Source organism: Microbulbifer thermotolerans, assembly GCF_900112305.1.
GTDB lineage: Bacteria > Pseudomonadota > Gammaproteobacteria > Pseudomonadales > Cellvibrionaceae > Microbulbifer > Microbulbifer thermotolerans.
In genome coordinates this window covers 80694-106801 of the sequence record NZ_FOKT01000001.1, presented here as the reverse complement: position 1 = coordinate 106801, position 26108 = coordinate 80694, and the positions used below count along the sequence as shown (strand labels likewise).

At 52.0% G+C, this 26108-nt stretch carries 25 protein-coding genes and 1 pseudogene; 10 read left to right on the top strand and 16 right to left on the bottom strand.

Annotated elements, in window-relative coordinates; translation table 11 throughout:
• Positions 1 to 177 precede the first annotated feature (177 nt).
• Positions 178 to 675, bottom strand: coding sequence for a PaaI family thioesterase (locus tag BM155_RS00435; RefSeq protein WP_074900452.1), 498 nt, complete (start codon positions 673 to 675; stop codon positions 178 to 180).
• 273 nt (positions 676 to 948) lie between these two features.
• Between BM155_RS00435 and BM155_RS00430 the strand changes: the two genes are divergently transcribed.
• Together BM155_RS00430 and BM155_RS00425 are read left to right on the top strand one after the other, a co-directional pair.
• Entirely contained in the window at positions 949 to 1398 is a 450-nt protein-coding gene (locus tag BM155_RS00430) for a hypothetical protein (protein WP_067152012.1), read from the top strand.
• 331 nt (positions 1399 to 1729) lie between these two features.
• On the top strand, positions 1730 to 2584 hold the full coding sequence (locus BM155_RS00425; protein WP_083421034.1) for a hypothetical protein: 855 nt from the start codon (positions 1730 to 1732) through the stop codon (positions 2582 to 2584).
• A 651-nt stretch (positions 2585 to 3235) separates the two neighbouring features.
• Here BM155_RS00425 and BM155_RS17885 read toward each other — a convergent pair.
• The 10 genes and pseudogenes from BM155_RS17885 to BM155_RS00390 form a co-directional block, all read right to left on the bottom strand.
• Positions 3236 to 3862, bottom strand: a pseudogene (locus BM155_RS17885) (DUF3885 domain-containing protein).
• A gap of 136 nt (positions 3863 to 3998) precedes the next feature.
• The gene (locus BM155_RS16885; protein ID WP_139223101.1) at positions 3999 to 4472 is read right to left on the bottom strand and encodes a hypothetical protein; all 474 of its coding nucleotides are present in this window, start codon (positions 4470 to 4472) and stop codon (positions 3999 to 4001) included.
• A gap of 432 nt (positions 4473 to 4904) precedes the next feature.
• Positions 4905 to 5288, bottom strand: a complete 384-nt coding sequence (locus BM155_RS00415; protein WP_074900450.1) for a hypothetical protein — start codon at positions 5286 to 5288, stop codon at positions 4905 to 4907.
• A 96-nt stretch (positions 5289 to 5384) separates the two neighbouring features.
• Complete coding sequence (locus BM155_RS16880) at positions 5385 to 5738, bottom strand: hypothetical protein (RefSeq protein WP_139223100.1); 354 nt, start codon at positions 5736 to 5738, stop codon at positions 5385 to 5387.
• On the bottom strand, positions 5719 to 6051 hold the full coding sequence (locus tag BM155_RS00410; protein ID WP_074900447.1) for a hypothetical protein: 333 nt from the start codon (positions 6049 to 6051) through the stop codon (positions 5719 to 5721). Before BM155_RS00410 ends, BM155_RS16880 begins: the two co-directional genes overlap by 20 nt.
• An 89-nt stretch (positions 6052 to 6140) precedes the next feature.
• A complete protein-coding gene (locus tag BM155_RS00405) occupies positions 6141 to 6455 on the bottom strand; it encodes a hypothetical protein (RefSeq protein WP_074900445.1) in 315 nt (104 codons plus the stop codon).
• A 120-nt stretch (positions 6456 to 6575) separates the two neighbouring features.
• Complete coding sequence (locus BM155_RS16875; protein ID WP_139223099.1) at positions 6576 to 6977, bottom strand: hypothetical protein; 402 nt, start codon at positions 6975 to 6977, stop codon at positions 6576 to 6578.
• 513 nt (positions 6978 to 7490) lie between these two features.
• Positions 7491 to 7727: a hypothetical protein gene (locus BM155_RS00400; RefSeq protein WP_067152001.1), complete on the bottom strand. Its 237-nt coding sequence runs from the start codon at positions 7725 to 7727 to the stop codon at positions 7491 to 7493.
• 468 nt (positions 7728 to 8195) lie between these two features.
• Complete coding sequence (locus BM155_RS00395) at positions 8196 to 9395, bottom strand: pyridoxal phosphate-dependent aminotransferase (protein WP_074900440.1); 1200 nt, start codon at positions 9393 to 9395, stop codon at positions 8196 to 8198.
• Entirely contained in the window at positions 9392 to 10834 is a 1443-nt protein-coding gene (locus BM155_RS00390; RefSeq protein WP_074900438.1) for an amidase, read from the bottom strand. The genes BM155_RS00395 and BM155_RS00390 overlap by 4 nt, the downstream gene beginning before the upstream one ends.
• 434 nt (positions 10835 to 11268) lie before the next feature.
• Between BM155_RS00390 and BM155_RS00385 the strand changes: the two genes are divergently transcribed.
• From BM155_RS00385 to BM155_RS00375, 4 genes are all read left to right on the top strand, one after another.
• Complete coding sequence (locus BM155_RS00385) at positions 11269 to 11883, top strand: DUF2799 domain-containing protein (RefSeq protein ID WP_175487724.1); 615 nt, start codon at positions 11269 to 11271, stop codon at positions 11881 to 11883.
• 346 nt (positions 11884 to 12229) lie between these two features.
• Positions 12230 to 13384: a DUF6152 family protein gene (locus BM155_RS16870; protein WP_139223098.1), complete on the top strand. Its 1155-nt coding sequence runs from the start codon at positions 12230 to 12232 to the stop codon at positions 13382 to 13384.
• Positions 13385 to 13837: 453 nt separating this feature from the next.
• Positions 13838 to 14290 (top strand): hypothetical protein, encoded by a 453-nt coding sequence (locus BM155_RS16865; protein ID WP_139223097.1) that lies wholly within the window; start codon positions 13838 to 13840, stop codon positions 14288 to 14290.
• A 12-nt stretch (positions 14291 to 14302) separates the two neighbouring features.
• Positions 14303 to 14788: a DUF6644 family protein gene (locus tag BM155_RS00375; RefSeq protein WP_074900436.1), complete on the top strand. Its 486-nt coding sequence runs from the start codon at positions 14303 to 14305 to the stop codon at positions 14786 to 14788.
• A 21-nt stretch (positions 14789 to 14809) separates the two neighbouring features.
• On the opposite strand, the gene BM155_RS00370 is transcribed toward BM155_RS00375, so the two are convergent.
• Complete coding sequence (locus BM155_RS00370) at positions 14810 to 15877, bottom strand: Ldh family oxidoreductase (RefSeq protein WP_067151990.1); 1068 nt, start codon at positions 15875 to 15877, stop codon at positions 14810 to 14812.
• 204 nt (positions 15878 to 16081) lie between these two features.
• On the bottom strand, positions 16082 to 16498 hold the full coding sequence (gene arfB / locus BM155_RS00365) for an alternative ribosome rescue aminoacyl-tRNA hydrolase ArfB (protein ID WP_067151988.1): 417 nt from the start codon (positions 16496 to 16498) through the stop codon (positions 16082 to 16084).
• A 105-nt stretch (positions 16499 to 16603) separates the two neighbouring features.
• Here arfB and BM155_RS00360 point away from each other — a divergent pair, with 105 nt between their 5' ends.
• Entirely contained in the window at positions 16604 to 18607 is a 2004-nt protein-coding gene (locus BM155_RS00360) for a BCCT family transporter (protein WP_074900432.1), read from the top strand.
• A gap of 13 nt (positions 18608 to 18620) precedes the next feature.
• The gene (locus BM155_RS00355; protein ID WP_231902456.1) at positions 18621 to 19151 is read left to right on the top strand and encodes a GNAT family N-acetyltransferase; all 531 of its coding nucleotides are present in this window, start codon (positions 18621 to 18623) and stop codon (positions 19149 to 19151) included.
• A 213-nt stretch (positions 19152 to 19364) separates the two neighbouring features.
• Here the strand turns inward: BM155_RS00355 and BM155_RS00350 are convergent, their stop codons facing one another.
• The 3 genes from BM155_RS00350 to BM155_RS00340 form a co-directional block, all read right to left on the bottom strand.
• Positions 19365 to 21071 (bottom strand): sodium:solute symporter family protein, encoded by a 1707-nt coding sequence (locus BM155_RS00350; protein WP_067151982.1) that lies wholly within the window; start codon positions 21069 to 21071, stop codon positions 19365 to 19367.
• Between the two features lie 9 nt (positions 21072 to 21080).
• A complete protein-coding gene (locus tag BM155_RS00345) occupies positions 21081 to 21398 on the bottom strand; it encodes a DUF4212 domain-containing protein (protein WP_067151980.1) in 318 nt (105 codons plus the stop codon).
• Positions 21399 to 21530: 132 nt separating this feature from the next.
• The gene (locus tag BM155_RS00340; protein WP_197463047.1) at positions 21531 to 22844 is read right to left on the bottom strand and encodes a DcaP family trimeric outer membrane transporter; all 1314 of its coding nucleotides are present in this window, start codon (positions 22842 to 22844) and stop codon (positions 21531 to 21533) included.
• 277 nt (positions 22845 to 23121) lie between these two features.
• Here BM155_RS00340 and acs point away from each other — a divergent pair, with 277 nt between their 5' ends.
• Both acs and BM155_RS00330 read left to right on the top strand, forming a co-directional pair.
• Positions 23122 to 25080 carry an acetate--CoA ligase gene (acs, locus tag BM155_RS00335; RefSeq protein WP_067151979.1) on the top strand — a complete coding sequence of 653 codons (1959 nt, stop codon included), beginning with the start codon at positions 23122 to 23124 and terminating at the stop codon, positions 25078 to 25080.
• 228 nt (positions 25081 to 25308) lie between these two features.
• Positions 25309 to 26013 carry a response regulator gene (locus tag BM155_RS00330; protein WP_067157432.1) on the top strand — a complete coding sequence of 235 codons (705 nt, stop codon included), beginning with the start codon at positions 25309 to 25311 and terminating at the stop codon, positions 26011 to 26013.
• The last annotated feature ends 95 nt before the right edge of the window (positions 26014 to 26108 follow it).

Here is a 26108-nt window from a genome sequence, read left to right as displayed (position 1 = left end):
CACTATAGCCCAACCCCCCCTTCTCCCTGATCGCCCAGCCAGCGGCTCCAGTTCAGCTCCAGCATGTTTACGCCGCCCAGGTAGTTTCTTCCACCAGGTAATAGACGAGGTGCGGCCCCCGGTCTCAGAGTTATGCATCAGACTAACCAGACACATTGACCTGCACCACACATTTCCCTAGGCGCGACCGTGTGCCTGGGCCTTCAGTTGTTCAGTATCCACCCGAACGAAGATCGAATCCGCAGTTACCGTCAGCACATCACCCGCCCAGACTTCGCAGATCACCCGACTCTTGCGCCCTACTTCACCCTCGACCCTGGCTTTAAGGGTCAGCTCCACACCCATTGGGGTCGGTTTGATGAAGGTGAGGTTAAGCTTCCCGGTAACGCAATCAATGCGCGGCAAGCTGCCTGGCTCACGGCCTTCTGCACGATAGTGGTAAGCCATGGCAGTCCAGTTGGAATGGCAGTCCACCAGCATGGCCACCAGACCACCATAAACCAGCCCCGGCCAACCGTGGAATTTCGGATCCGGCGTGTGCCTGCAGACCACGTGAACCCCGTCTTCATCCCAATAGCTCTTCAATTGCAGTCCCTCAGGGTGGGAACTTCCGCAACCGAAACAGACTCCATCCGGAGCGGCCATATCCTGCAAGGCGGCGGGAACACTGCTCATAGCCAAAGACTCCTTCGCAAAACCACATATTCAAGCGGTTAAAAAACCGCAACCGGGTTTGCATCATACCTAAAAATCAAGAGCAAATGGCATAAGCTTATAATCATCACTGACACTGTAGTGAAACAGGACCACTTGGTTCTTTTCGATTGACGTAGGGTTCTCTGGGGTAGTTCAAAGTAAGCCTTTATAACTAGGGGTAGTATTGGCTGTAGAGGTTCCTGCGTTTACGGTCAGGGTTTACGAGTAAAACAGCAAAGACAAAGCTCTCCTATGGAAAAAATCGATCGGTTTTCATCCAATTTGCTCAAAAGCTCCGACAATAGCCAAGCCCCATACCTCCAACTGATAAAAGGCAATGAACCATTTAGTGGCCAACTCAAAGGCGCTCTGATTGTAGCCCAGTATCACTTATACGACGGCCACTACCTGCTGTTTATCACAGACGATATTCCATATGAAGAAACCTTGCGTATCTACCTGATTGCAAGTAATGCCGAGGTTCTGGACTCGCTGGAATTCGGCGGCTACCTCGCCAACGGGACACTGGAGGATCTGAACATTGTTGGCGAGCAGGCCATTGAGTTCAACTTCATCCACAAAAAGCGCTGCAGGTTGACTGTGAAATCTGACAGCGGATGGACAAAGCCACTCACCTTCACGCCTGGAGTACGGCGACCCGGCGGGTTGAAGAAGCGGTATCTGGATCTTGAATTCTTCTAGTGGGGAAGAAAAGGACCGAAAAGAGAGAAGGCTCCCAGGCAGATTCTCTATGCAAAGTTTATAACCCTGAAAACTGAAAAGACTTCCAGAGCAATGGAAACACAGACAATTACTAAGACAAAATGCTGAGAAGAATCTTTCATGCAATTGAATCAGAATATATATTTGCAATTTATCAATAACTTGCAGATAGATACCATGATATTCCCCGACTTTTAATTCGGGATGAAGGTCGAAAATCGGCAGGTAGTGACTGAGCGCCCACATCTGAAGGAACCGTAAACATGCAGCCTATGCCAGGGAATATCGACCAGCACGGAGAGACTGAGTAATGGCAAAACTCGCAGCAACAATCCCGCCCGTGCGATATAGGCGGACACCCTCTTCGTTTCTCAAGCGACTGACCCGCCCCTTTACCGCGCCGTTCAGGGAAATACTCGGTGGCCCGGACCTTGAGCACTGTGACCACCGGCGTGTGGACTGCGGCGTCGTTGATGTGGAATTTTTTCTACCTGCCGCATCCTTTGGTGGCGAGGCAGAATACCCTACAAATGTGGATCTTAAAAACATTCCCGCTCCAGAAATGGCATACGAGTACCGTACTGAGCATGACATTCTGAGACTGGGTGTCAGTAACTGGAAATATGGGCGCCCCAAGCTGGAACCTACACGGTTTCTGCCTGTTCCCCAGGGCCCTTACGTCATCGTCACCACATCCTGGCAACTAGAAAGAATCAAAAACGGCTTACGCCTTGAAGTAGGCAATACAGCGATGCTTGAGCAATACCTGACGGACGATTACTACGCTCACCTTGAATCCGAAGGAGGGCGAAACTGGAAAATCAGAGCAAGAACACAGAATGAACTTGAGCCGCGCGGATGGGATCAGGAATCAATTGATGAACAAATAGCTACACAGCTTTTCAATCCACCAAAGAACTATGAATCAATGATGTTCAATGGTGTTAACTGGCTTAGATACATCTGGGCACCCCGCCAGAACTACCCGAAAGCACTCAGTTACACTTGTGTGCTCACACCATCCTTTCTCCTGACGGTAAGCTTTGGCCTAACAGAAATGACAGCAGCTTCCCTTAAGCACTGGTGGAGCCCACTGGTCGAAGACTCAGAGATTCTGATACAAGGGGTGAAGCTTCACTATAAAAACCTGTCCGATACCATTTAAGCCAACCGGAAACACTTTGCCATCTGGCTGCGCTCATGTGCCATCGGATATATTGGGATCGGATTCTATGCATTACTGTTCCTTTAATCAGGGCTTTGTGCTCAGAGATTTTGTAGAGAAGCCACTCTTGCAAGCCCTGTGAGAGCCATTCCGGTGGCGGCGGTTCATGGACACCCATAAAACAAGAAGTTACCTTTTTACGTATAACGCTCTCGGCATGGACCGGAGCAAGCACAGCTTGCGGATGTCCAGCCCGAAAGGCGAGTATGCCCAATCTGGTTAAGTGGCATGCCTGACTTGCCCTGTAATTTTAAAATTAGAACCTGGTAACCCCGATATAATACTCAAGGTTATCCCTTTATCCTTCAAAACACGACGAAACTTACTACAAGTTCTTTTGCTCCATACGCCAAGATATGCGGCTTCGTCTGACTCTGCCTGTAAGTAGCCCTCAAACACCTCTTTTAGCTCCTACAAAGAGAAATGTGCTTTTACATCACTCCATTTAGCGACTGCTATATGTGTCTCTCCCTTAACTAGGAAAGGGAGCTCAACTTTATCTTGGTATAGTGTTATTTCTTCCATGCCATTTAACACCGCCATAATTTGCTGACGGAAGCGCAGCGTAAGACGGTCAAATTGATGGCCTTGTTAAGGGTTTTTGCCAAATACTGCATCCATAGCTTGCTTATCGTAATCCAGTAGATATTGCTCAAACTGATCATACAGTTCCTTAAGAAACTGTTTGTTTGGGCCAACTATATCCATGCCTCGATCATCGTAGGGAAAAACCATAACCTCTTTACTTAGATTGAACAAATATATATCCGCCATTGGATTTGGATTAATACATCCAAAGTCCGAGGATAGAGCACACCATAAGGCATTAATAATATATTCGGAAGGTGCGTTGAAAGCTATTTAATGCCATAGAGAATCATAATAATCTTCATCTCCAAGCCATTCTTCGTCGAACTCTTTCCAATGTTCTTTACCAGATATTGGATATAGCCCCGCCTCTCGCAAAGGTCTTAGAGTTGACAGGATGGACAACAATCTTTTTCCGCCATAGACCCTTGCGCAAATTGTTATATCTTCACACCCACTAAAAATCTGACTACAAACCTCCATTGCTTTACGGTGTGCTGTAAGAAATTTATTTAAGTAGTTACCACCTTCAGAAAGCTCAAATCTAAGACCACCTTCATAATTATAAAAGAGAGGCCTTTTGAAAGCCTTTCCGTCAAACGTATTTTCAATCTGTTCTCGAATATTCATGATGCCTTAACGCATAGCTAAACGGCGCACAAAGTGGATCTGATTTGTGCAATAATTTGCGAAGCAAATGCACAAACGAGCGGGGCTTTGGGAGCCCAGTGGAGGCCGAAGGTCGGAACGGTGTTTGAGCGAATTGTTATGTGTTTTCATACTTTTCAAACACTACACGCTCTAAGCAAGAGTGCAAACTTTTCTCTAAGATCATAAAGCCTTTATTTGTATAAAGTAAGTAATTTGGATTCGGCTTGTATTCGGCTAATTGACCATCAACAACAGAGAATAGACCAATAATATCCTCTGGAGGAACGCCATCATCTTTATTTTTTACTCTACCATCTATTACTACTACCACACCGTCATGCTGCCTTAACGCCTCATCAATTAGTGGCTTGGCATTTATTCCATTCTCTTCAATTTTTCGATGCAATAAATTTAGGAACACTGGATTAGGTCTGAATTCTGTAATTCTCCCATCATCTGCGCTTCCAACCACTTCGCCTAAAATTGCTTCTGATATTAAACCCTTATCAAAGACAAAATCATGAGAAAGTATTGAAATATACCGCCTTATATTTCCTTCTTTATCTCTTACTTCAAATAAATTACTCATGTTGCTACCTGTTTACACATAACGCCGCGAGCAGCGGCAGCTTGCTTTGGGCGCTTTATGCGCGAAAATGGGAGCGAAGCGTCCTGCGTATAAAGTGCACAAAGTGAGCTGTCCGGTGGAGGCCCACAGAGCCGGAACGAAATGCCTAGCCTTGTTAATGGTCGGTTACCCGGCAGTTGATCCCTGACACCAATTCCCGAATACCCACTGCAATATAGCTTGCACTTAACCTAATCCATGGCGAAAGGAACCAGAACACGACACTTGCGGATTTTACAGTGTTTTGCGGGGAGACGACTTGAACGGTGGTAAACACTTGAAAGCAACTCCCTTCTTTAGTGCCTGAGGCCTTCCGGGCTCTTAGCTATTAACGCCAAGTTAAGCAGCAAAACGGAGGCCGCAGTGGTTTAAATTGTCCGATTGAACACCTCGTTAGCACGGGAACGGATTGATCTGAACAACAGTGACATAAGCAATGCGCCCCCCGCGCCACCAGGTACCTCTGGTGCCGACTTTAAGTCGTTTGTGATGGTACTCACGGCGCTCTTCACTGAGAACCCACATATTGGCGTAGCCTCTTTTCGGAATATTTCCCGGAGTTGCGTCTCTGATAACGTGGCCATTTGCATCAAGGATTTCAGGCCAGATCATGTGTGTACCCTCAACCTGTGGGTCGTCACCGTCATAGAGAAAATCAACTCTCATACCTTGGCCAGGCTTCGCGTTTTTTATTTCCTCAGCCAGATCAATTTCGTATTCGACAATGAAGTCTGGTTGCTCTCCAGATTTCTCTTCGTAAGGTATGTGTTCTTTCATAATTGAGTACTAACGCCGCCAACACGGGCGCAATGTAGCGGCGGCGCCGCGAAATGGAGGCCCAGCCAGCTTTGCTGGCGATCGTGCTTGGCTTTGTTAAGCATGGCTGAATTTCTTGCGAAATATTAAGACTGACAATCTTACGCCTATTAGTATACCAAGCCCAAACGAGGCTGGCATTGCAGCCAAAAATAGACATTCTTGATTGCCCTCAATGATTTCAGGCAAATATGAAATAGACCCTACGAGCATAAACCAACCGCCAAAGTGAAAGAACTGGAGCGGCTGTTTGAAATTAAAAGGGTTAAGTCTCCAGTTTGGACGTGACCATGTTTTAGCGGACATTGGGTTAAATGCTTGTAAGCCAATGACAACTTGTAATCCGATGACACCAAAGAGGAATGCGGCAGGCGTCGCGTTCCTGGCCTTGTTAACTTTTGATGGCACCATGCTTAGCCACCCCTATGTAACTAAACTCAACCATTTTGCTAAATGCATTATTGCAGAGTGTAATATCTTGGTTGGACAACTTGGCCTTTACTTCAGCTCCAGCTTTACTCTTTGGTATAGCAAAAGAATTATGCCGATCAATTACAAGATAAAGTTCATCTTCTGTGAAGTATGACTCTATGAACCCTTGTACCTCTAGCTCTTTGAAGTCGCTACCTTCGCCCACAAACGACCACTCGTTACCAGATGACTTATCCCAATCGATTTTTGATTTCATGTGGATTGTAGCTATGTAGATACTTTTTGCTTCCATGATTCTCAATAAAAGTTAACGCTTTTGTTTAGCGACGCCTCGACAGGGGCGTCCGGTGGAGGCGCCGGCCGAAACGAACTACAACAAGATTAGGTTCGTTTTGGGTACACGTGATAGCGGTCGGCGCCCGTTTTCTCGATTACCACCCGGTCGCCAGACGCCAAATTATGAACCTTGAAAAATTCACCAACCCAAGCCCGACGGCGAAAAATTTTCTTATCGCCAGCGATATCAGTACGAACTGGAGACGTTATGCCGCTATGGACTTCGAGGAGCCTCGGAGCGAGGCTGCTGTCGTTGCTGCCTCCGATAGAATCTGGTGGAAAAAACTCGATCACCGAAGACAGGTAAAGGTGATTGTTGTTGATATTGCCTTGGGTTAGCTCAATTTCGACAAATTCCACTTGATGTTTTCCTGTACTTTTAACGCCGTTGTAAATTGCAGTTTTGGAGGAGCCTATTTGTTCCATCTAGCACAAAAAGGGGCGACGGAAAAACTGTCAATTTGACAACTTTATTAGCGCCTAGTCCTGATCAAAAACCACAACTGCCTTTGATCTTTCTTCATTTAACAAGACTGTTACAGCGCCCAGCGCTGACTGCCAATTTCCCGCGCCATAACAGTATTTAAGTTTCATTTCTTCGTGAGCTTTAAGCCCTGCTGCGGCCTTTTTACTACTTTCTGGAGGGTCGCATATCATAAATTCTCTGCCAACTAATAAGTCTTCGTAGTTCCCTGAAAATGAAATAAGGAACTCTTCTCGATAGTCTGTCCAAGAAAAAGTTGCGTGGTCCAAGATTCGAGTCTCACTAGGTAGACTATTGACAGCTAATACCGTCCTCAATGTACGTTTATCCGAATCAACTACAAGCCAAATTACTACAGCAACTGATAGTGGCATTAACATATAAAGATACTTCTTCATGTGTAGAGATAACGCCAAAAACAGGCGCGCCGCTTTTTGGCGTCGCCCTGCCTTTTCTTGTATGGTCCAATATCTATATCAAACTACTCTCATCGATGTTAGGTTGAAGCCCGTAGCTAGCGGCAACTAGTTACCGGGGTGGCAGTCCGGTGCATGCCAGGTACTCGATACCGTTAACAAGCTGGGACGCTACCCCGACCCGATTTTATCTCGAACAGTCGAATGGGCTTCGAGCTCGAATTTAGCAAGTAACAGTGCTTGTGACAACTCACAAAGAAAAAGTGGGCGTTAACGTAGGAGTCGATGTTGAAAAGTACCAATTGGACTTCTTTATTTGGAAAAGAAAACATTCATGGACATCCATCAATATTCTGTCCATCAATATTCCTAACTGGGCGGTTGATGTAAACATTATTTAAAGGGAAATCTGGTTATCCGTGCCCACAGCAATATGCCCTAGGCTTTCAGTATATCCTTCATGGGCAAGGTTAGCGCTTTGATTTCCAGCGCCTGTCAATCGCCCAATATTGCCAGCTCTACCTCTGAAAACAGCCGAGATGCCTTGCGGCGCGCAGCGTTCTGACGCTGCTCGACAAGCTTCTCTATGGCTTGCTCGCTGACCGACTCAGTTCCTGGCGAGTACAGCTCAAACCAGCTCGCTGTCACAACAGCAATAGACAGCGACTCGGCAGTGATAAAGTCGCACAACTCCACGTATACTTGACAGGCTCTTTCGAACACTCCGCGCATCGCTGTTAGCAGCTCTTCTATTTCACAGATGCCCACCTCTCACATAGAAAGCCCCAAAATACAGCGGAAAATTTATCAAAAAATACAATTTTGAAAAAACAGAGAGATAGCTACTCCGCCCTAAAGATATTCAAAATATGGAGGTCATTCCCATGATTGGTTGAAAGTTTTACACGCAGGCACTGACAACTCGTGAAACAACACTTTTTTATAGAGGGGGGCACGGTTTCCAACCTAAAGCTGGTCCGTGTGCGGCACTAAGGAAAGCGCTATTACCAAATTAAATTTGAGTTGCACGCCCGCGGCGCTGAAAAGCCCTCACAGCTGACCACCCGTAACGAGCCAAACCGCAGGGCGGATCAAAAGCGGAGCTACAGGGAAGTACTTGTGCGTTTTCGAAATATCCGTCCTATTGCCTGAGCGCCCCGAAACATACCGTTGTTTTCACGCGAATTAATCAGAGGTTCCCTAGACAAAATCCTGCCGCGCCATCCAGGGAATTATCCGCTCGAAGGCCTTTTCAATATTGTCGATGGAAGTGGCGTAGCTGATGCGCAAAGCGCTGCGGCAGGATTCGCCGAAAGTGTCTCCGGCGATGGTGCAGACGCCTGTTTCGCGCAAAAGGCGCAACGCGACATTGCTGCCGTTGACGCCGTCCGGCAGCGAGGGAAATAGATAAAAAGCGCCCTCGGGTATATACCCCTCCAGGTAAGGGGTTTTCTCCACCAGTTGCACCAAACGATCACGCCGCTGTTTGTAAGTTTCGACGATGCGATCAATAAACCCGCGCTCTCCCTGGAGCGCGGCGACACCGGCCCACTGACAGGGTGTGTTGGCAACGGTAGTGGTGAACATATGGTAGCGCCGCAGCTTCCTGATGGCCCCTTGGCTTGCAATCATCCATCCAATGCGCATACCCGCCATGCTGAAGGTCTTGGAAAAACTGCTGATCACCATCACGTGGTCCAAGTCGGAGCAGCAAGACAAAACACTGGCGTATTCACGGTTGTCATACACCAGGTGATCGTAGACCTCATCGCTGATCACATAGACGCCCCGGTAGGCGGCCTCCTGCACGATCATCTCAATGGTTTCGCGGGGGTAGACAGTGCCGGTGGGATTGCTGGGGGAATTAAGCACGATCGCGTGGGTTTTATTGCCAATGGCATCGATCACTTCCACTGGGTCCAACTGGTAGTTATTCTCCGCGCGTGTGGGAATGTATTTCACCTCGCCGCCGTTCATACGGATCAGCGGCGCATAAAGCATAAATGACGGGTCCGGGACAATAAATTCGCGCCCCGGCGCGGATACAGCGGTGAGCGCCAAATAGATGGCCTCGGTAGCGCCGGTGGTGACAAGAATATTTTCTGGCGAGATCCCGCGCCCATAGCGCGCATTGTTGTAAACCGCCAAGGCCTCCAGCAATTCCGGCAGGCCGGCGTCCATGGTGTAGCCGGTCTGGCCCGCCTCCAGCGCATCCACCGCGGCCTGTATCACATGGGGCGGCGCCGGTGCGTCCGGCTGGCCAATGGACAAATGAATAACGTCGTCCATGGTAGCTGCCAGATTAACCATCTTACGGATTCCCGGCACAGGAATCGTCAGCAGTGCCGGGTTCCACAGCGGGTCCTCGGATTCATAGAAGTCGAAATCCAAACTGTTCACATCGCCTCCCCCCCTGCTTCTCCTGCAGAAAACAGCCGCGGACGCATATCGGTCAGTGGCGCCGCCTGCTGGTAGGCCTGACCGGCACGCAACACTGTGGCGTCTTCGAAGCGCCGCCCGACCAGCTGTAATCCGACGGGCAGTCCCGCACTGGAAAAACCGCAGGGCACAGACAGCGCCGGCTGCCCGGTGAGGTTGAACGGGTAGGTAAAGGGGGTCCAGGATGGCCAGCGAGTGCTGGTCCAGTCTTCCGGCACCTCGCGACCAGCTTTGAACGCTGTGATTGGCAGCGTTGGTGTCAGCAGCAAATCGTAGGTGCGGTGGAAAGCGGCCATACGCTCACACAGTGCCGTGCGCTCATTCACCGCAGCCAAGTAATCAAGCACCGTCAGCTGTGCGGCCTTTTCTGCCACTGCCACCAGCTGTGGGTCCATCAGCGCCCGTTGGCGTTTGTCGAGCTCGCGCAGCGCGTTGGCAGCGCCACTGTAAAAGAGATGCCCGAATGCCGCCAGAGGGTCGTCGAAGCCCGGGTCCACTTCGGTGACATCGGCCCCCAGCGATTCCATCAAGCGTGCGGCGGCGCGCACCTTCTCTTCTATTTCTCGCTCTACCTGCACATAGCCGAGGTCGGCGCTAAAAGCGATACGCAACCCTTTGAGTAACTGCCCGGGCTCTCCCTGGATAGCCTCGACGTAGTCAATGTTGCGCCTCGGCACCGCGTGGACATCCCGGTAGTCCGCCTCCGTCAGCACATTCATCGCCAAAGCGCAGTCCGCCACCGTCCAAGCCATAGGACCGGCATGCGCCAGGGTGCCGAAGGGGCTCGGCGGCCAATGGGGTACCTCACCGAAACTGGGTTTTAGGCCGACAATGCCGCAGAACCCGGCGGGAATACGAATAGAACCACCGGCATCGGTCCCCAGCGCCAGCGGCCCCAAGCCCAGGGCCACCGCCGCGGCGCTGCCGCCGCTGGACCCGCCGGCGGTTTTCTCCGGCGCCCAGGGATTGCGGGTTACGCCATCTATGGGGTTGTCGGTCACACCCTTCCAACCGAATTCTGGTGTTGTGGTCTTACCCAGGGGCACACAACCGCTGCGCGCCAGCGCCGACACCGCAGGTGCCGACTTGCCCAGCGTGGCTGCCGGATCAATGGTTTTTGATCCTTTGCGCGTCGGCCACATAGGAGTCAGAAACACATCCTTGATCGCCACTGGTATGCCATCGAGCAAACCTTGCGGCGCCCCCGCCCGGTAGCGCGCCTCCGAGGCCCGCGCCGCTGCGCGAGTGGTGTCCCTGTCCACCAGGCAGTAGGCATTGACTATCCTGTTGCAGCGTTCTATCCGGTCCAGCAACGATTCTGTGACTTCCAGCGGGGAAAAAGCCCTTTTTTTGTACCCTTCCAGCAATTCCACCACACCCATACTGGCGAACTCACGCATCGGCCCTTCCTCTTTTCCCTGCTAGTCTCCCCATCCTAGTACGCGCAGACCGGCCTTTATCGAGTAGACCCCCAGATTCACGTGGACACCGCCGCCCCGTGCACCCACCAAAGATGACGCCAAAGGTACCTCTGATTAATTCACCCGAATGCTGTAGCTGGTTCCGGGACGCTCAGACAATGAGATGGACATTTCGAAAATGCGCGAATACGCCCCTGTAGCTCCGCCGGATACGCCCTTGTATAGAGCGGTTCGAAATGTCCATTTCAGAACCAGAGCTTCTCATCTGGGTGAAAAGTACCTTTGTCGCCAGAGGGCAAATTATTCAGAGGTTCCCAAAGTCTCATTTTTTGTGAAGAATTCAGGTTGTAGTCAGCTCGGCAAGATAAATTGCCGGTTGCAGAATTCCGTTTAAGGGGCAAGAACAAATGAAAATGACAGCCTGGATAATTCCCTTCACAGCCCTGATCCTGGTCGGCGGCTGCGCCACAATGAGTGAAGAAGAGTGTCTGACGGCGGACTGGCGCGCAATCGGCTATGAAGATGGGGCGGCGGGTTTGCAGATTGCACAGTTGAGCAAGCGTCGCGAAGCCTGCGCCAAGCACGGTGTGCGACCGGATACCGCCTCCTACCGGACTGGCCGCGACGAGGGATTGCAACTCTACTGTACCGAACACCAGGGTTTCCGCCTGGGCCGTGCCGGGGGCACCTACAGTGGTGTCTGCCCCGCTGATCTGGAAGGGCTTTTTCTCCGTGGCCACAGCGCCGGCCGCGATATTTATCTGGCCCAGAGCGCCGTTAATCAGGTGGCCTCAGCCATCAGCGATTTGGAAAGAGAACGGGAACATATTCTCGATGACATTACTGAAATGAGCGCACACCTGGTCAGTGACGAGGCCACCAAAGAAGAGCGGGTGACCCTGCTCGCCGATATCGCCCGTCTCAAGGAGCGCCACACGGAGCTGGAGCTGGATATCGAAGACCTGGAACAGGAGCTGGCGCTGCGCGAGGCGGAATATCAGGAAGTGCTTGCCCGATCGCCCTACTAAACGCTCTCTGATAAGTTTTTCTGCTGACGGAAATGATTCATCAGACCCATGATATGAAGCTCTGATTTTGAAGCCACTTTACTGCCAGGAAGCAAATCAAAGCTTCTCTGATTAATTCACACCGGGAATATAGTGGGCTTCTGAACGCCCACCCCTTCACCTAAACCTCTTATCTGGCCTCGAGCTATCTTTGCTTCCAGAGAGAGCTGATCGGAGGTTCCTTGGATGCATCTCTTTACCCAGTCACGCATAAATTTACACATATTTACTTTTCCTATCACTGTAGTGCGAATGACTTCACTTAGAATAAAAGAAACATCCTTACCATCCGAATCTGCAACATCAAATGAAAAAATTTCTTTTCAAAAATATATGTATTGGAATTGCGTGCACCGCAATGTTCGCCAACAGTGCCATGGCCCACCATGGTGTAAATGGTCAATTTGACACCTCTAAACAAATAAAGATAACAGGAAAAATAACAAAAATAAGGTTAGTCAACCCGCATGCGTACATCTATTTCGATGTTAAAAATAGCGCAGGCAACGTCGAAAACTGGCGCTGTGATCTAGGCACAGGAAGCGCATTAAAGAGAGCAGGATGGTCTTCCAGCCTCTTTAAAAAAGGAGAGGAAATCACCATTATTGGTGCGCCAGCACGCAGTGAAGATCTCGCCTGCCATGCAAACAGCATACATTTTACCAACGGGCTGACAATTAACCGAAATTCTGTTTTTGACAACTCTGGAAATTTAGTTAAACAACCCAGAAAAATCACTCTACCGGATGGAACACCAAACATCGGCGGCAACTGGGTAAGCGACCAGCGCAAAGAGAGACCTCGCCCCCAAAAACCTTCCTCAAAATCAGCTCCGCGACAAGATCTGGCAGCCGCGCCAGAAGATGGGCGTCCTCCTAGGGGGGAGCGCCCGCCCATGGGTGAGCGTCCGCCACGAGACCCGAATCGGCCACAGTTCAAACTAACAGAGGCAGGCGAGCAGGCCGTTGCAGGTTACCGATTTGAAGACAGCCCTCGCCTGCACTGTAAAGCAACCAACATCATAGATGACTGGACATTCGACCAATTAGTGAATCGCATTGATCAGACCGAAGATGAAATCACCATTCATTATGGTTTCATGGACATCGTTCGCACGATTCACCTCGACTTGGACCAGCATCCAGCAGATATTGAGCCCAGTGTGGCAGGTCACTCAATAGGCAAGTGGGAAGACGGCGTATTGATTGTAGACACCATAGGCTTTGCTCCTGGTTACATACATGCACCACCGCATCCGAATGGCGCAGCCAAAAACAGCGATCAACTCCATATCGTTGAGCGTTTTCATCTCAGTGATGACGGGCTATCACTCCACCGTTCGTATGAAATAGAGGATCCTTTGTACTTGCAAGAGAAAGTACACGGCGAAGACGTTGTGAAGCTGACAGAATCGCAATACTTCCCCTATGAATGCGACGACCTAACCTATGAGAAACGCTAATTAATCTCTGATTAAATCGCATGTGCTCTGTCGTTGGTTTCAGAGCGCTCACGCAGCGCTTTTTTGAAAACGCAGGAGTAGTTCCTGTAGCATCTATAGATATATTTATAGACGCTACAGGAAACTATTCGCACATTTTATAAGGAACCTCTGATTAAATCACTTTCTGGTGGCAGAAGCTCTTCGCGGGCGGATGTGAAGCTCAGGTGATAGGACGGGCATTTCGAAACCATCGGATACAGGGATGTATCCGCCGGAGCTACAGGGAAGTACTCGTGCGCTTTCGAAATGTCCGTCCTATTGCCTGAGCGCCCCGGAAGCTACCATAGTGTCCACGCGAATTAATCAGAGGTTCCATAAAAAGATTCCATCTCTTAGTAGCCTCATAACAAGAGATAACCCTTATCCGAATTATTCATAGCCACCCCTAAGCGTATAAACGAGGTAATTTTGTTGACATTTTTAGATTGGGCTGAGAGCTCATCATTGGGTTTATGGGTATCAGATTCTTTATGGGGTTATCCAATTGTATTAACCCTGCATACCATTGGTATGAGTATACTGGTAGGCATCGCCCTAATGATTAGCTTTAGACTTCTCGGATTCTGTTCCAGGCTGCCACTCAGAGATATGTATAACTATTGGAAAGTAGCGATTGCAGGGTTTTGCATTAATCTTCTGTCTGGAACCGCTTTATTTTTCGGCGGCGCGACTCTTCTATGGGAAAACCGGCCATTTCTACTAAAAATAACACTCATCGCAACCGGTTTGCTGTTAAGCCACTATTTAGCCACAAGAACGATCTCTGGCAAGATCACTTCAAAGCATAAATTTATAGCAGGCGCATCAATTTTTGTATGGATAGCGGCACTCGTTTCAGGCCGACTTATCGCATATATCGATTAGAGGGAGATTATCATGCAAGATGTCATTAACTGGATGATCTCTTCAAGTACATATGATTATATCAATGCTCACAGCTGGGTCTGGCCAACCCTGGAAAGCTTGCATTTTATAGGATTATGCTTGCTATTTGGTTCTTTAATCGTAGTCGACTTAAAGATTATTGGATTCGCCCCAGAAAATCCTTTTAAAGCTGTTGACAATTTTATCTTTGTAACGCTAATTGGACTTACGATAAACATCGCCACAGGAATCTTTTTTTTGTTTGGTGATCCCAGCCGTTATTTCATCAACCCGTCTTTTAAAATCAAAATATCATTGATTTTTTTTGCGATAATAAATGCCCTATATCTTTCCTTACGATTACGGAGCATCAAAAGGGGAAACAATCAAAGCAACGTGATTTATTTCCCTATAGATGTAAAGATCGTTGCCGGACTTTCTCTACTGCTATGGACAGGGGTAATGATTTTTGGTCGACTGATCCCGTATATGGAATAGTGTAAACGTGGAAATCTCTGATTAATTAATTTCCTGGGTTAGGGGCTTCGGTACCGGGACACCGTACCTGTCCGCCCAGGGCTGCAGGTCTTCCATAATCGACGGGTACAGCATCACCCCCTCTCTCAACTGCTTATCACGCATGGCCCAGGCCCTCTGACCGGGCACGCGTACCGGAGAGCAGCCCTCGCTGCGGCTGTTCTGCCACAAATTGCACAATGCCGCGGTCTGGCGCAGAAAGTCCGCGCGGGGGCAAAATGCGCGGGGGTCTATCAGCTGAAGGAATACCGAGTTGGCCTCGCCGTCGCCTTTCGCAGATGCGTCGTCTCGACCGTAGCCACCGAGCGCCATGGATAGAACTTCCAGCATCGCCGACAGCGCCGCACCTTTGTATCCGTGATCGACCCCACCAACGGGCAGAATACTGCCGCCACTATCGAATACATTCGGATCGTCGGACACATTGCCGTCCCGGTCTTTCAGGCATTTTACCGGCAGCTTAGTGCCTTCCCGTTTTGCCCTTGCTACATAACCACCAGCAGTCACTGACATGCTGATATCAAACAGCAACGGGTATTCACCGGCAGGGGCGGCGAAGGCCAGCGGATTGGCGGAAAAGAGCGGGTCCACACTGCCCTGGGGAGATACGGTATTTTCCGCCGGTGTTGAGCAAGTGAGAATTGCCACATAACCGGCCTCCACAACTGGCGGCAGATAGGCTGCAAGGCAGGCGATATGCTGACTGCGACGTATGGTGGCGGTAACCACCCCGTGATCCGGCACCCGCTGCATCGCTTCTATCAGCGCCTGCCTCAGCACCCAGGGCCCCGGCAGAAAATCTGCATCCCAATTAAAACAATTACCGCGGTCCGCGAGCACTGTTGGCGCACCTTCGCGGCGAGTCTCATTACTCTCCAGCCAGCGCAGGTTGCTCACCACACGGTTCATGCCGTGGGTGGTAAAGCCGAGCAGGTCCGCCTCTAGAAAAACGCCTGCCATCACCTCTGCGCGCTCTTCGGCCAAGCCGGCACACTGGAACAGACGGGCGGCAAAATTTTTCAACGCCTCTGCACGATAACGCTTTGTCATACAAATTCCTCTCAAATAACCGCTGATCATTTCAGTGCGAAATTTACAAGAAGCGCCGAAAGGGGTGAGAAACTCAATGAATGGAACTGATAGTTTGAAGCCGTTGGATACAGGGGCCTATTTCAAGGTTTTCATAATATCCATGCCATTGCCCGAGAGCCCCAAGAGCAATTACAGCGCTCACGCAGATGAGTGTAAAATTTTCTAATAATCGCTGACTTTTCCCCGCAATGCCTTAACCTGACCACGGCGCACCTTTGTGTTCAAACGCCGTTCTTTCGCCGCTCTGCCCGGTTTGGTTGGAATGCGTTTTTTGCGTCTTTTACTCACCTTGTCAATGAGCAGCCGCAGGCGCTGCAGCGCATCTTCACGGTTTTTTTCCCGGGTGCGAAAGCGCTGGGCTTTGATCACCACTATACCATCCGAATTGACTCTCTGGTCATTCAGCTGCAGCAGGCGCTCTTTAACTTCTTCCGGCAGAGAAGATGCGCGAATATCAAAGCGCAGATGAATTGCGCTGGATACTTTATTGACATTCTGTCCGCCGGCACCCTGGGCGCGCACTGCGCTAATCTCGATTTCCGCTGCCGATATTTCCAAGTTTTTAGAAGTATTAGCCATAGAACGTCCATTTCATCTTTGTCAAATGCCTATACAATGGTATCTGCGCAACATAACAACCTACAAAACCGCCCTCATCCCTGCAGTACTCGTGGATAGCGTATTATGAAAACCCGACAGAGTGGTCACACAGGTCATTTCAATCCCCCCGTATTCTACACGGCTACTGGAGCCCTGGCGCTACTGGTGGCCTACGCAACTATTTTCTCCAATGACGCCAGCGCACGTTTCAAAGCGCTACAGAGCGCCATAGTCACCAATATGAGCTGGTACTACGTGCTGGTGGTGGCAATCATTCTGATCAGTGTGGTTGTTATTGCGATTTCCCGCTTCGGAGAAATCAAGCTGGGACCGGAACACGCCGAGCCGGAGTATAGCTACGGCTCCTGGTTCGCAATGCTGTTTTCCGCCGGAATGGGCATAGGACTACTTTTCTTCGGTGTCGCCGAACCGGTCATGCACTACCTGAATCCTCCGGTAGGCGAAACTGGCACAGTGGAAGCCGCGCGCCAAGCGATGATACTGACCTTTTTCCACTGGGGGCTACACGCTTGGGCAATTTACGCCATAGTCGCATTGATTTTGGCTTATTTCAGTTACCGCCACAAACTGCCACTCACCTTGCGCTCGGCGCTCTACCCTATTATTGGAGAGCGCATTTACGGCCCTATTGGCGATGCAGTGGATGTCTTCGCCATTGTTAGCACCGTTTGCGGCGTAGCGACGACACTCGGCTACGGCGTGCTGCAAATCAACTCCGGACTGAACCATTTGTTTCATGTGCCCATAGGAGAAGGGGTTCAGGTAATTCTAATTATCGCCACCACAATCCTCGCCACTATCTCCGTGGCAACAGGCTTAGATAGCGGAATCAAGCGGCTTTCCCAGCTGAATATCGGACTTGCGGGGCTCCTCATGTTAATGGTGCTGCTACTCGGCAGCACTGTCTACCTGTTGCAGGCATTTGTGCAGAATATCGGCAGCTATTTGTCGGTGATGGTCAGCAAGACCTTTAATCTCTATGCCTATAACCCCACCGACTGGCTCGGCGGCTGGACCATCCTCTATTGGGGCTGGTGGATGTCCTGGTCGCCCTTCGTCGGCCTGTTCGTCGCGCGCATATCCCGCGGGCGCACTATCCGGGAATTTACCATCGGCGCCATGCTGATGCCCGCGGGAATGACCCTGCTGTGGATGACATTCTTCGGCAACTCCGCGATCGATATGATTCTGAACGAAGGAATGACGGCCCTCGGTGAAGCGGTCAGCAAAGATCAGTCCCTCGCGCTATTCCACTTCCTGGAACAATTTCAGCTACCGAGCCTTTTCTCTTATGTCGCTGTCATCATGGTAGTCATCTTTTTTGTAACGTCTGCGGACTCCGGCGCCCTGGTGGTCAATATGCTGGCTTCCCACGGCCGTGATGATACCCCCCTTTGGCAAAAAGTTTTCTGGTGCGCACTGATTGGCATAGTGGCCATTACCCTACTGCTAGTCGGTGGTTTAGCCTCTCTGCAAACAGCGGTGATCGCCAGTGCCTTGCCCTTCTCCGCCATATTGCTAATCGCCATCTACGGATTGGTTTCCGCCCTGCGTACCGATACTGCGAAACGGGATGCGCTGACCGCACCGGTAGCCCCGATCACCGCGCGCAATCCCGTCCCCTGGCAACGGAGATTGAGAAACCTTGTACACCTGCCGTCCCTAGATGAAGTAAAGGAATATATACGCGATGTGGGAGAGCCGGCACTGCGAGAGTTTGCCCAGGAGCTGGAGCAAAACGGTCTGGCCACCGAAGTGTCACGCGGTAAAAACAGCGATGTTTACCTGAAAGTTTTTCAGGGTGACGAGGTGGATTTCCTCTATGGCATACACCCCAAAGCACACCTGAAACCCAGTGCCTTGACGCCGGAACACATGGACTTGGAAGCGCAAAAGCTGGACGACACAACCGACGACGGCTCGGATGACAAATACTTTCGCACCGAGGTGCACCTGCATGAGGGCGGGCAGGATTACGATGTGATGGGTTGGACCAAGGACCAGTTGCTCACGGATATCCTGGCGCATTACGAACGGCACCTGCAGTTTTTGCACACGCTACGCTGACAAAGAACAGATCGTGAAAACGAACGCTGTTATGATCCCGCTGCAAACACAACGGCTGACCTTGCGCCAACTCACGCAAGAGGACGCCCCATTGATGCTGGCGGTGCTGAACGACCCCGATTTTCTGCGCAATGTGGGAGATCGCGGCGTGCGCACCGAAGCAGACGCGCGCCGCTATATCGCCGATGGAATCATGGCCATGTACCGGCGTCGCGGTTTTGGACTGTATAAGGTGGAACTCAAGGACGGCACGCCCCTCGGCGTCTGCGGCCTATTGAAGCGGGAGGGCCTGGGCGCCCCGGATATCGGCTTTGCCCTATTGCCCGAATACCGCCGACAGGGTTACACCCTGGAAGCGGCGCGCGCGGTGATGCGCTACGCCCGCGATGTTATCGGTCTGACACGTATTGTGGCCATTGCCCTGCCAAACAATACGCCCTCATTGCGCCTGCTGGAAAAACTGGGGCTCCGCCCGGAAGGCATCATCAGACTACCGGGGGAAGATGAAGATCTGCTACTGATGGTCTGGGAGAACCAAGAATAACCTGAGGGCCGCGCAACCTAAGGCACCGCCGATTAAGTCGCTTCGTGACGGTGAAGATTATTTAACGCCAGATAAGAAGCCCACCCCATTGCCCGAGTACTCCGAAGCCTCTGCAACTTCCGTGTGAAAGAACAAGGGCTCCCCAATAAAAAAGGGCGGGCACTCCCAAGCAAAGTGCCTCGCCCAAAAGGATGGAAATTTATCAATCAGCCATCAGTGCGCACTGGCTTCTCCAGCGCCTTTGGGGAAACGGATATCGGCAACCATTTCCTGCACGGCTTTGGGCGCTTCTGAGGTAAACCGGGCCACAACAATCGCCACTGCAAAGTTCAACAGCATTCCCAGGGTACCGATGCCTTCCGGCGATATACCGAACCACCAGTTTTCCGGCGTATTGGCAGCGGGGTTGATGAACTTAAAGTAAATAATATACGCGGCGGTAAAGGTAATACCGGAAATCATACCCGCAATGGCGCCCTCCTTGTTCATCTTTTTGCTGAAGATCCCGAGAATAATCGCCGGGAAGAACGAGGATGCCGCCAAGCCGAAGGCAAAAGCCACCACTTGAGCAACAAAGCCCGGCGGATTGATTCCCAGATAGCCCGCGATACAGATTGCCACCGCCGAGGCAATACGCGCATAGCGCAACTCCTGCTTGTCACTGATATTGGGCATCAGATTGCGCTTGAGCAAATCGTGTGAGATCGACGTCGAAATCACCAGCAGCAGTCCCGCGGAGGTAGACAGTGCCGCGGCGATGCCCCCTGCAGCCACCAGCGCGATTACCCATGCGGGCAGATCGGCGATTTCCGGGTTAGCGAGTACCATAATATCGCGGTCGATTTTCATCTCGTTGCGCGCATCCCCGGAATAGAACATCTTGCCGTCACCATTCTTGTCTTCCCAAGCAATCAGGCCAGTGCTCTCCCAGTTAGTAATCCAGCTCGGCGCCTCCTCGTAGGCAGTGCCCTGGGCATCCGGACCGTTGATGGTATCGATCATATTCACCCGAGCAAAGGTGGCGATGGCCGGCGCGGTGGTGTAAAGGAGGGCGATAAACAACAGTGCCCAGCCGGCGGACTTGCGCGCATCCCGAACCTTGGGCACGGTGAAGAAACGCACAATCACGTGTGGCAAGCCAGCGGTACCCACCATCAACGCGGCGGTAATAAAGAAGACGTCTATAGTACTCTTGGTCCCCGACGTATATTCTGCAAAACCCAATTCCGTAGACAGGCCATCCAACTTATCCAGCAAATAGGTGCCGGAACCATCGGACAATTCCGCTCCGAAGCCAATCTGCGGAATCACATGCCCGGTCATCATGATGGAAATAAAAATGGCCGGCACTAGATAGGCACAGATCAATACGCAGTACTGGGCCACCTGGGTATAGGTGATCCCCTTCATACCACCGAGCACCGCGTAAAAGAACACAATCGCCATACCGATAATCACACCGGTGGTGATATCCACTTCCAGGAAGCGTGAGAAGACCACGCCAACACCGCGCATTTGTCCCGCCACATAAGTGAAGCTCACAAACACCGCACAGATCACCGCCACTGTACGCGCAGTATTCGAGTAATAGCGGTCACCGATAAATGCCGGCACCGTAAACTTGCCGAATTTGCGCAGGTAGGGTGCCAGGCACAGCGCTAGCAGCACGTAGCCGCCGGTCCATCCCATAAGGTAGACGGCACCGTCATAGCCCATAAAGGAAATCAAGCCAGCCATGGAAATAAAGGATGCCGCGGACATCCAATCCGCCGCCGTGGCCATACCGTTGGCCACTGGGTTGACGCCGCCGCTGGCGACGTAAAAATCGTGCGTAGAACCGGCACGCGACCATATGGCAATACCGATATAGATCGCAAAGGTTGCACCGACGATCAGGAATGTGAGGGTTTGGATATCCATGGTCTGCTCCTACTGGCCGAACTCTTCTTCGAGTGCTTCTTCAAACTCATCCGGTTCTTCGTGGTCCTCGTGCACATTGTATTTTTTATCCAGCTTATTCATTTTGTGCACATAGACGGCTATTAACACCAGAAACACATAGATGGAGCCTTGCTGGGCGAACCAGAACCCTAGCTTGAAACCACCGAGGCGAATGCCGTTTAGTGCATCGGCGAATAGAATTCCACAGCCAAAAGAAACCGCGAACCAAATGGCCAACAGCGACAGCATTAGGCGCAGGTTTTCCTTCCAGTAGTCATCCGCGTGTTGTTCGCTTTCAAAACTCATCGCTTTTCTCCCGCATTTATTTCACTATTTACTTTTGTTTTATGCCCCATTTGGGAGCCGCCCGCGATTGCAATCAACACCCCGGCCGAGGCAATGGGTGGTCCATACCCTGCTACTCCAGAACAGAAAACGTCAGAAAACATATTTCACTGAAAACTGAAGTCTCTGCAGATCACCTTCATCGTCAACAAGCGAACCGCCGCTATTCTCAACTTCCTTGCTGGCAAAAATATATTCGCCACCCAGTGTCAATTTAGGCACTGGTGAATAGAGCAGATTCGCATGCAAACTACGATAGGCCGAGGGCGTGGTATCGGAAACTGAGCCGGGGTTGTCGGCTTTGGAGGCGGAAAGCACCAGATTACTGCGCCACTGGTCGTTCCAAAAATGGCGCAGGGCGATAAAACCGCCGGTCTGATCGATCAATTCGATATCGCCGTCCGCTTCAATTATACCGGCGCGGTAACTATTAAGACCCATATAACGTCCCAGCGCGTTGCCGGAACTCAACATAAAGCGGATATCATCGCGGCCAAACTGATATTTGCCCGAAACACTGATGGCATGACCTCGCACCGATTCAGTATCAGTTCCATTATCGTAAGCCAGCTCCCGGCTCATGGAGGCCACCGAGTAGCTGAAATCTCCAGCGCTGTTGTTATAGCGCAGAACGATGTCCGGCGTACCGCCATCGTCATAGGGGTTTTCAGAGCCGTTGTAAAGTGTGGTGGAGGGGTTTTCCGCCGCCAGTTGAATCGACCCGGAGCCGATTTTTTGGGTGTAGCGCAGCTGCGGCTGGCGTTCGAAAATCGTGCCCACAGGACCTACAAAATCCAGCCCCTCCGGCAGCGCCCCCACATTAAAAAAGGTGGACCAGGTTTGTCCCGCAAGCAAAGACCGGGATGCATCTATCTGCCAATCCACATAGGCGTGGCGCAGGCGCTGTGCATAGGAATTACTGATGCGCTCATCGCCCTGGCTACTGGCCATGGCATCGATTTCCAAATGGGTATTGATCTGGCCACCGGCCACCGGAGTGTGGGTTTTAATAAAGAGCCGCGAGGATTTAGCGTGGGCGTCGAACTTGCCATCGCCGCCCTCGCCACCTACCGGTATAGTGGAGGGAACCAGAAAATCTTCGCCAATACCGGCCGTGGCAGAACTGCCGTCAGAATAATCGCTGAACATGGTGTCCAACTTCATAAACCCGCCGATCTCTATCTGCGTGCCGCTCTGTTGCTGAGGCGGTTCCGGGTTTTCCACCACTTGGTTCCGCCGTTGTTCCGCCTCTGCGGCGAGCTTGTCGATCTGTGCCTGCAGCTCCTCGATTCGTGTCTGCAGCTCCTCGACATTCGTCTGAGCGCTGGCTACCGCCGGTAACAGACTGATCATCATCGTTGAAAACAGGCCCGCGGTGCGGACGGATTTTATTTTTATCGTCGACATAAGCGCCTCCAGAGCACGGATTGTCGAATTACTGTTTTGTCGCTAGTGATAAAACTCCTTCTCGGTCAAATTGGGTATTAACCATTGGTCTAAATCCGGTGGAATCTCGACCAATGTCTAAGGAACTTCCACTTAAACCGCATGACGTTGTAGCCAATTCCGGTACGCACAGACGGCAAACAGCCCGCCCCTCCAGGAGTTCGACTTATGTCTAATACGCCTGCCGCCAGCGGCCATGCAAAATGCCCGGCACCAGAACAAGATCATGAGGTGAGCCGTGTCCGAGGAATCTGTCTATCCCGTCCCCGCGTCTTACGCGGAAAAGTCTCTGCTGAACGAAGAGGCTTACTTCGAGCTGTACAACCGCTCCATTGAGGATAACGAGGCTTTCTGGCGCGAACAGGGCCAGCGCCTCGACTGGATGAAGCCCTATACCCAGGTCAAGGACGTCTCCTTCGCCAAAGAGGACTTACATATCCGCTGGTATGCGGATGGCACACTGAACGTATCCGCCAACTGCCTGGACCGCCACTTGGCCGAACGGGGAGACGAAACCGCCATTCTTTGGGTAGGTGACGAACCGGGTGTTTCCAAAGAAATCAGCTACCGGCAGCTGCACCGCGACGTCTGTCGTTTCGCCAACGGTCTCAAATCCCTGGGTGTCCAGAAAGGCGACGTGGTGACCATTTACCTGCCGATGATCCCTGAAGCGGCAGTAGCCATGCTGGCCTGCGCGCGCATCGGCGCCATCCATTCGGTGGTTTTCGCGGGCTTTTCCCCCGAATCCCTGGCCGGACGCATGGACGACGGCAAGTCCCGCGTCGTTATCACCGCCAACGCCGGCAAGCGCGGCGGCAGAACCGTGCCACTGAAGGAAAACGTCGACAAGGCCGTGGAACTCTGCAGCGAAACTGCGGTGGAAAAGGTGGTGGTAATCAATTACACCGGCGACCAAACTATCTGGCACGACGGCCGGGACTGCGATTACGCGGAACTCGTCGACAAACAGAGCGAAGATTGTCCGGCGGAAGAAATGCAGGCAGAGGACCCGCTGTTTATCCTCTACACTTCCGGCTCCACCGGCAAACCCAAAGGGGTGTTGCACTCCAGCGGCGGTTACCTGACCTATACCTCACTGACTCACGAATATGTGTTCGACTACCGCAAGGGAGAGCGCTACTGGTGCGCGGCGGATATCGGCTGGGTAACTGGCCACTCCTATATCATCTACGGCCCGCTGGCCAATGGCGCCACTACAGTGATGTACGAGGGCGTCCCCAACTACCCCGATGTAACCCGGGTGGCGCAGATTATCGACGAACACCAAATCAATATTCTCTATATAGCGCCTACGGCAATCCGCGCGTTGATGGCCGCAGGTGACAAGCCTACAAGCGGCGCCAGCCTGGAAAGCCTGCGCCTGCTCGGCACTGTAGGAGAGCCGATCAATCCCGAGGCCTGGCGCTGGTATTACAACAGCTTCGGCCGCGGCCGCTGTCCTATTGTCGACACCTGGTGGCAGACAGAAACCGGTGGCGCCATGCTGACACCGCTGCCCGGCGCAACGCCGCTCAAACCCGGCTCCGCCACGCGGCCCTTCTTCGGCATACGCCCGGCACTGGTGGACAACGAAGGCAAAATTCTCGACGGCGCCACCGAAGGCAATTTGGTGATACTCGACAGCTGGCCGGGCCAAATGCGCACGGTATTCGGCGACCACCAACGGTTTATCGATACCTACTTCAGCACTTTCGAGGGAATGTACTTCAGTGGCGATGGGGCGCGCCGCGATGAAGACGGCTACTATTGGATCACCGGTCGCGTGGACGATGTACTCAACGTTTCCGGTCACCGCATGGGCACCGCTGAGCTGGAAAGTGCGCTGGTTGCGCACGAAGCGGTGGCCGAGGCGGCGGTGGTGGGCTATCCCCACGATATCAAGGGTCAGGGAATCTACGTTTACGTGACCCTAAATTGCGACCGCGAACCCAGCGAAGAAATGCGCCAGCAACTGCGCAATTGGTTGCGCAGCGAGATTGGCCCCATCGCCACACCGGATGTCATTCAGTGGGCCCCGGGCCTGCCGAAAACCCGCTCCGGCAAAATAATGCGGCGTATATTGCGCAAGATTGCCGCGGATGAGTGCGACCAGCTTGGCGATATCTCCACCCTGGCCGACCCGTCGGTAGTACAGCAGTTGATAGACGGGCGCGAGTCACTGGCACAGACCGCCTAGCCCGCACTACCCCTCCGCGAAATCGGCCGCTGGCCGCGATCCAGGAACTTTAGGTTCCGCTACTGGTCGCAGCCAGCGGCCGTGCCTACATGCGAAAAGCGCCGCCGGGATCATACTCGATAGTTATAAATTATAAGAAAGCGGCGGTTCCTGAGCGTACACTTTGCAGTCTTATACACAGCCTCCATTCTGCCAGGAGGATTTAATGATGATGAGGGAGCGATGAGTATGCACACCAATAACGACCATACTGTGCACAAATTCATTATCGCTGACGACCATCCGCTGTTCCGCAGTGCCCTGCGCCAGTCGATCCAGCGAACATTTCCCAACGCCTTGCTGTACGAGGCGCAGGACATGGAAAGCCTGCAGCGCTGTGTCAGTGAACACCGGGACTGTGACCTGTTATTGCTGGACCTGCATATGCCCGGCGCGCGGGGCTTCAGCGGGCTGATATTTCTCAACGGTCAGTATCCCGGCCTGCCGGTGATGGTTGTGTCCGCCAACGAGAAGCCGGAAGTAATGTGCCGCGCCGTCGATTACGGCGCCTGCGGCTTTCTGCCCAAATCAGCGCCGGTGGAAATGATCGACGAAGCCCTCTGCCAAGCCCTGGCGGGTGAAATCTGGCTGCCTGAAGGCATCGCCGACCAGTGCGCCGCGGCCTCCTCTGAACTGGCAGTGGCGGACGTGGTGGCTTCTCTGACGCCACAACAATTCCGCGTGGCCACCATGCTTTCCGAAGGGCTGCTGAACAAGCAGATCGCCTATGAAATGAATGTGACCGAGGCAACGGTCAAAGCCCACCTGACGGCCCTGTTCCGCAAGCTGGACGTCAGCTGCCGCACCCAGGCGGTACTGGCCCTCAACAGCCTGGATCTGGAGCCTCCGGGGCAATTCACGCCGCCCCCGAAGCAAACGCCAGTGCACGCCTGACGCAGTTGCAGCTAAAGATTGAGAGCCCCCTGCGGCAGAAGTAATGACTGGTCCGCTCCCTGGCGCTGCAGATATTTCAGCGCCAGATGAGAAGC

Bases quoted from the DNA above. Each gene is read 5' to 3' on its own strand.
- BM155_RS00360 (WP_074900432.1), top strand. From the start codon at position 16,604: ATGAAAACCCGACAGAGTGGTCACACAGGTCATTTCAATCCCCCCGTA.
- BM155_RS00415 (WP_074900450.1), bottom strand. From the start codon at position 5,288: ATGAAAGAACACATACCTTACGAAGAGAAATCTGGAGAGCAACCAGAC.
- BM155_RS00390 (WP_074900438.1), bottom strand. From the start codon at position 10,834: ATGCGTGAGTTCGCCAGTATGGGTGTGGTGGAATTGCTGGAAGGGTAC.
- BM155_RS00370 (WP_067151990.1), bottom strand. From the start codon at position 15,877: ATGACAAAGCGTTATCGTGCAGAGGCGTTGAAAAATTTTGCCGCCCGT.
- BM155_RS16885 (WP_139223101.1), bottom strand. From the start codon at position 4,472: ATGAGTAATTTATTTGAAGTAAGAGATAAAGAAGGAAATATAAGGCGG.
- BM155_RS00435 (WP_074900452.1), bottom strand. From the start codon at position 675: ATGAGCAGTGTTCCCGCCGCCTTGCAGGATATGGCCGCTCCGGATGGA.
- BM155_RS00410 (WP_074900447.1), bottom strand. From the start codon at position 6,051: ATGGAAGCAAAAAGTATCTACATAGCTACAATCCACATGAAATCAAAA.
- BM155_RS00350 (WP_067151982.1), bottom strand. From the start codon at position 21,071: ATGGATATCCAAACCCTCACATTCCTGATCGTCGGTGCAACCTTTGCG.
- BM155_RS16870 (WP_139223098.1), top strand. From the start codon at position 12,230: ATGAAAAAATTTCTTTTCAAAAATATATGTATTGGAATTGCGTGCACC.
- BM155_RS00430 (WP_067152012.1), top strand. From the start codon at position 949: ATGGAAAAAATCGATCGGTTTTCATCCAATTTGCTCAAAAGCTCCGAC.
- arfB (WP_067151988.1), bottom strand. From the start codon at position 16,498: ATGGCTAATACTTCTAAAAACTTGGAAATATCGGCAGCGGAAATCGAG.
- BM155_RS16875 (WP_139223099.1), bottom strand. From the start codon at position 6,977: ATGAAGAAGTATCTTTATATGTTAATGCCACTATCAGTTGCTGTAGTA.
- BM155_RS16880 (WP_139223100.1), bottom strand. From the start codon at position 5,738: ATGGTGCCATCAAAAGTTAACAAGGCCAGGAACGCGACGCCTGCCGCA.
- BM155_RS00375 (WP_074900436.1), top strand. From the start codon at position 14,303: ATGCAAGATGTCATTAACTGGATGATCTCTTCAAGTACATATGATTAT.
- BM155_RS00330 (WP_067157432.1), top strand. From the start codon at position 25,309: ATGCACACCAATAACGACCATACTGTGCACAAATTCATTATCGCTGAC.
- BM155_RS00345 (WP_067151980.1), bottom strand. From the start codon at position 21,398: ATGAGTTTTGAAAGCGAACAACACGCGGATGACTACTGGAAGGAAAAC.
- BM155_RS00340 (WP_197463047.1), bottom strand. From the start codon at position 22,844: ATGTCGACGATAAAAATAAAATCCGTCCGCACCGCGGGCCTGTTTTCA.
- BM155_RS00400 (WP_067152001.1), bottom strand. From the start codon at position 7,727: ATGCGCGGAGTGTTCGAAAGAGCCTGTCAAGTATACGTGGAGTTGTGC.
- BM155_RS00425 (WP_083421034.1), top strand. From the start codon at position 1,730: ATGGCAAAACTCGCAGCAACAATCCCGCCCGTGCGATATAGGCGGACA.
- BM155_RS00385 (WP_175487724.1), top strand. From the start codon at position 11,269: ATGACAGCCTGGATAATTCCCTTCACAGCCCTGATCCTGGTCGGCGGC.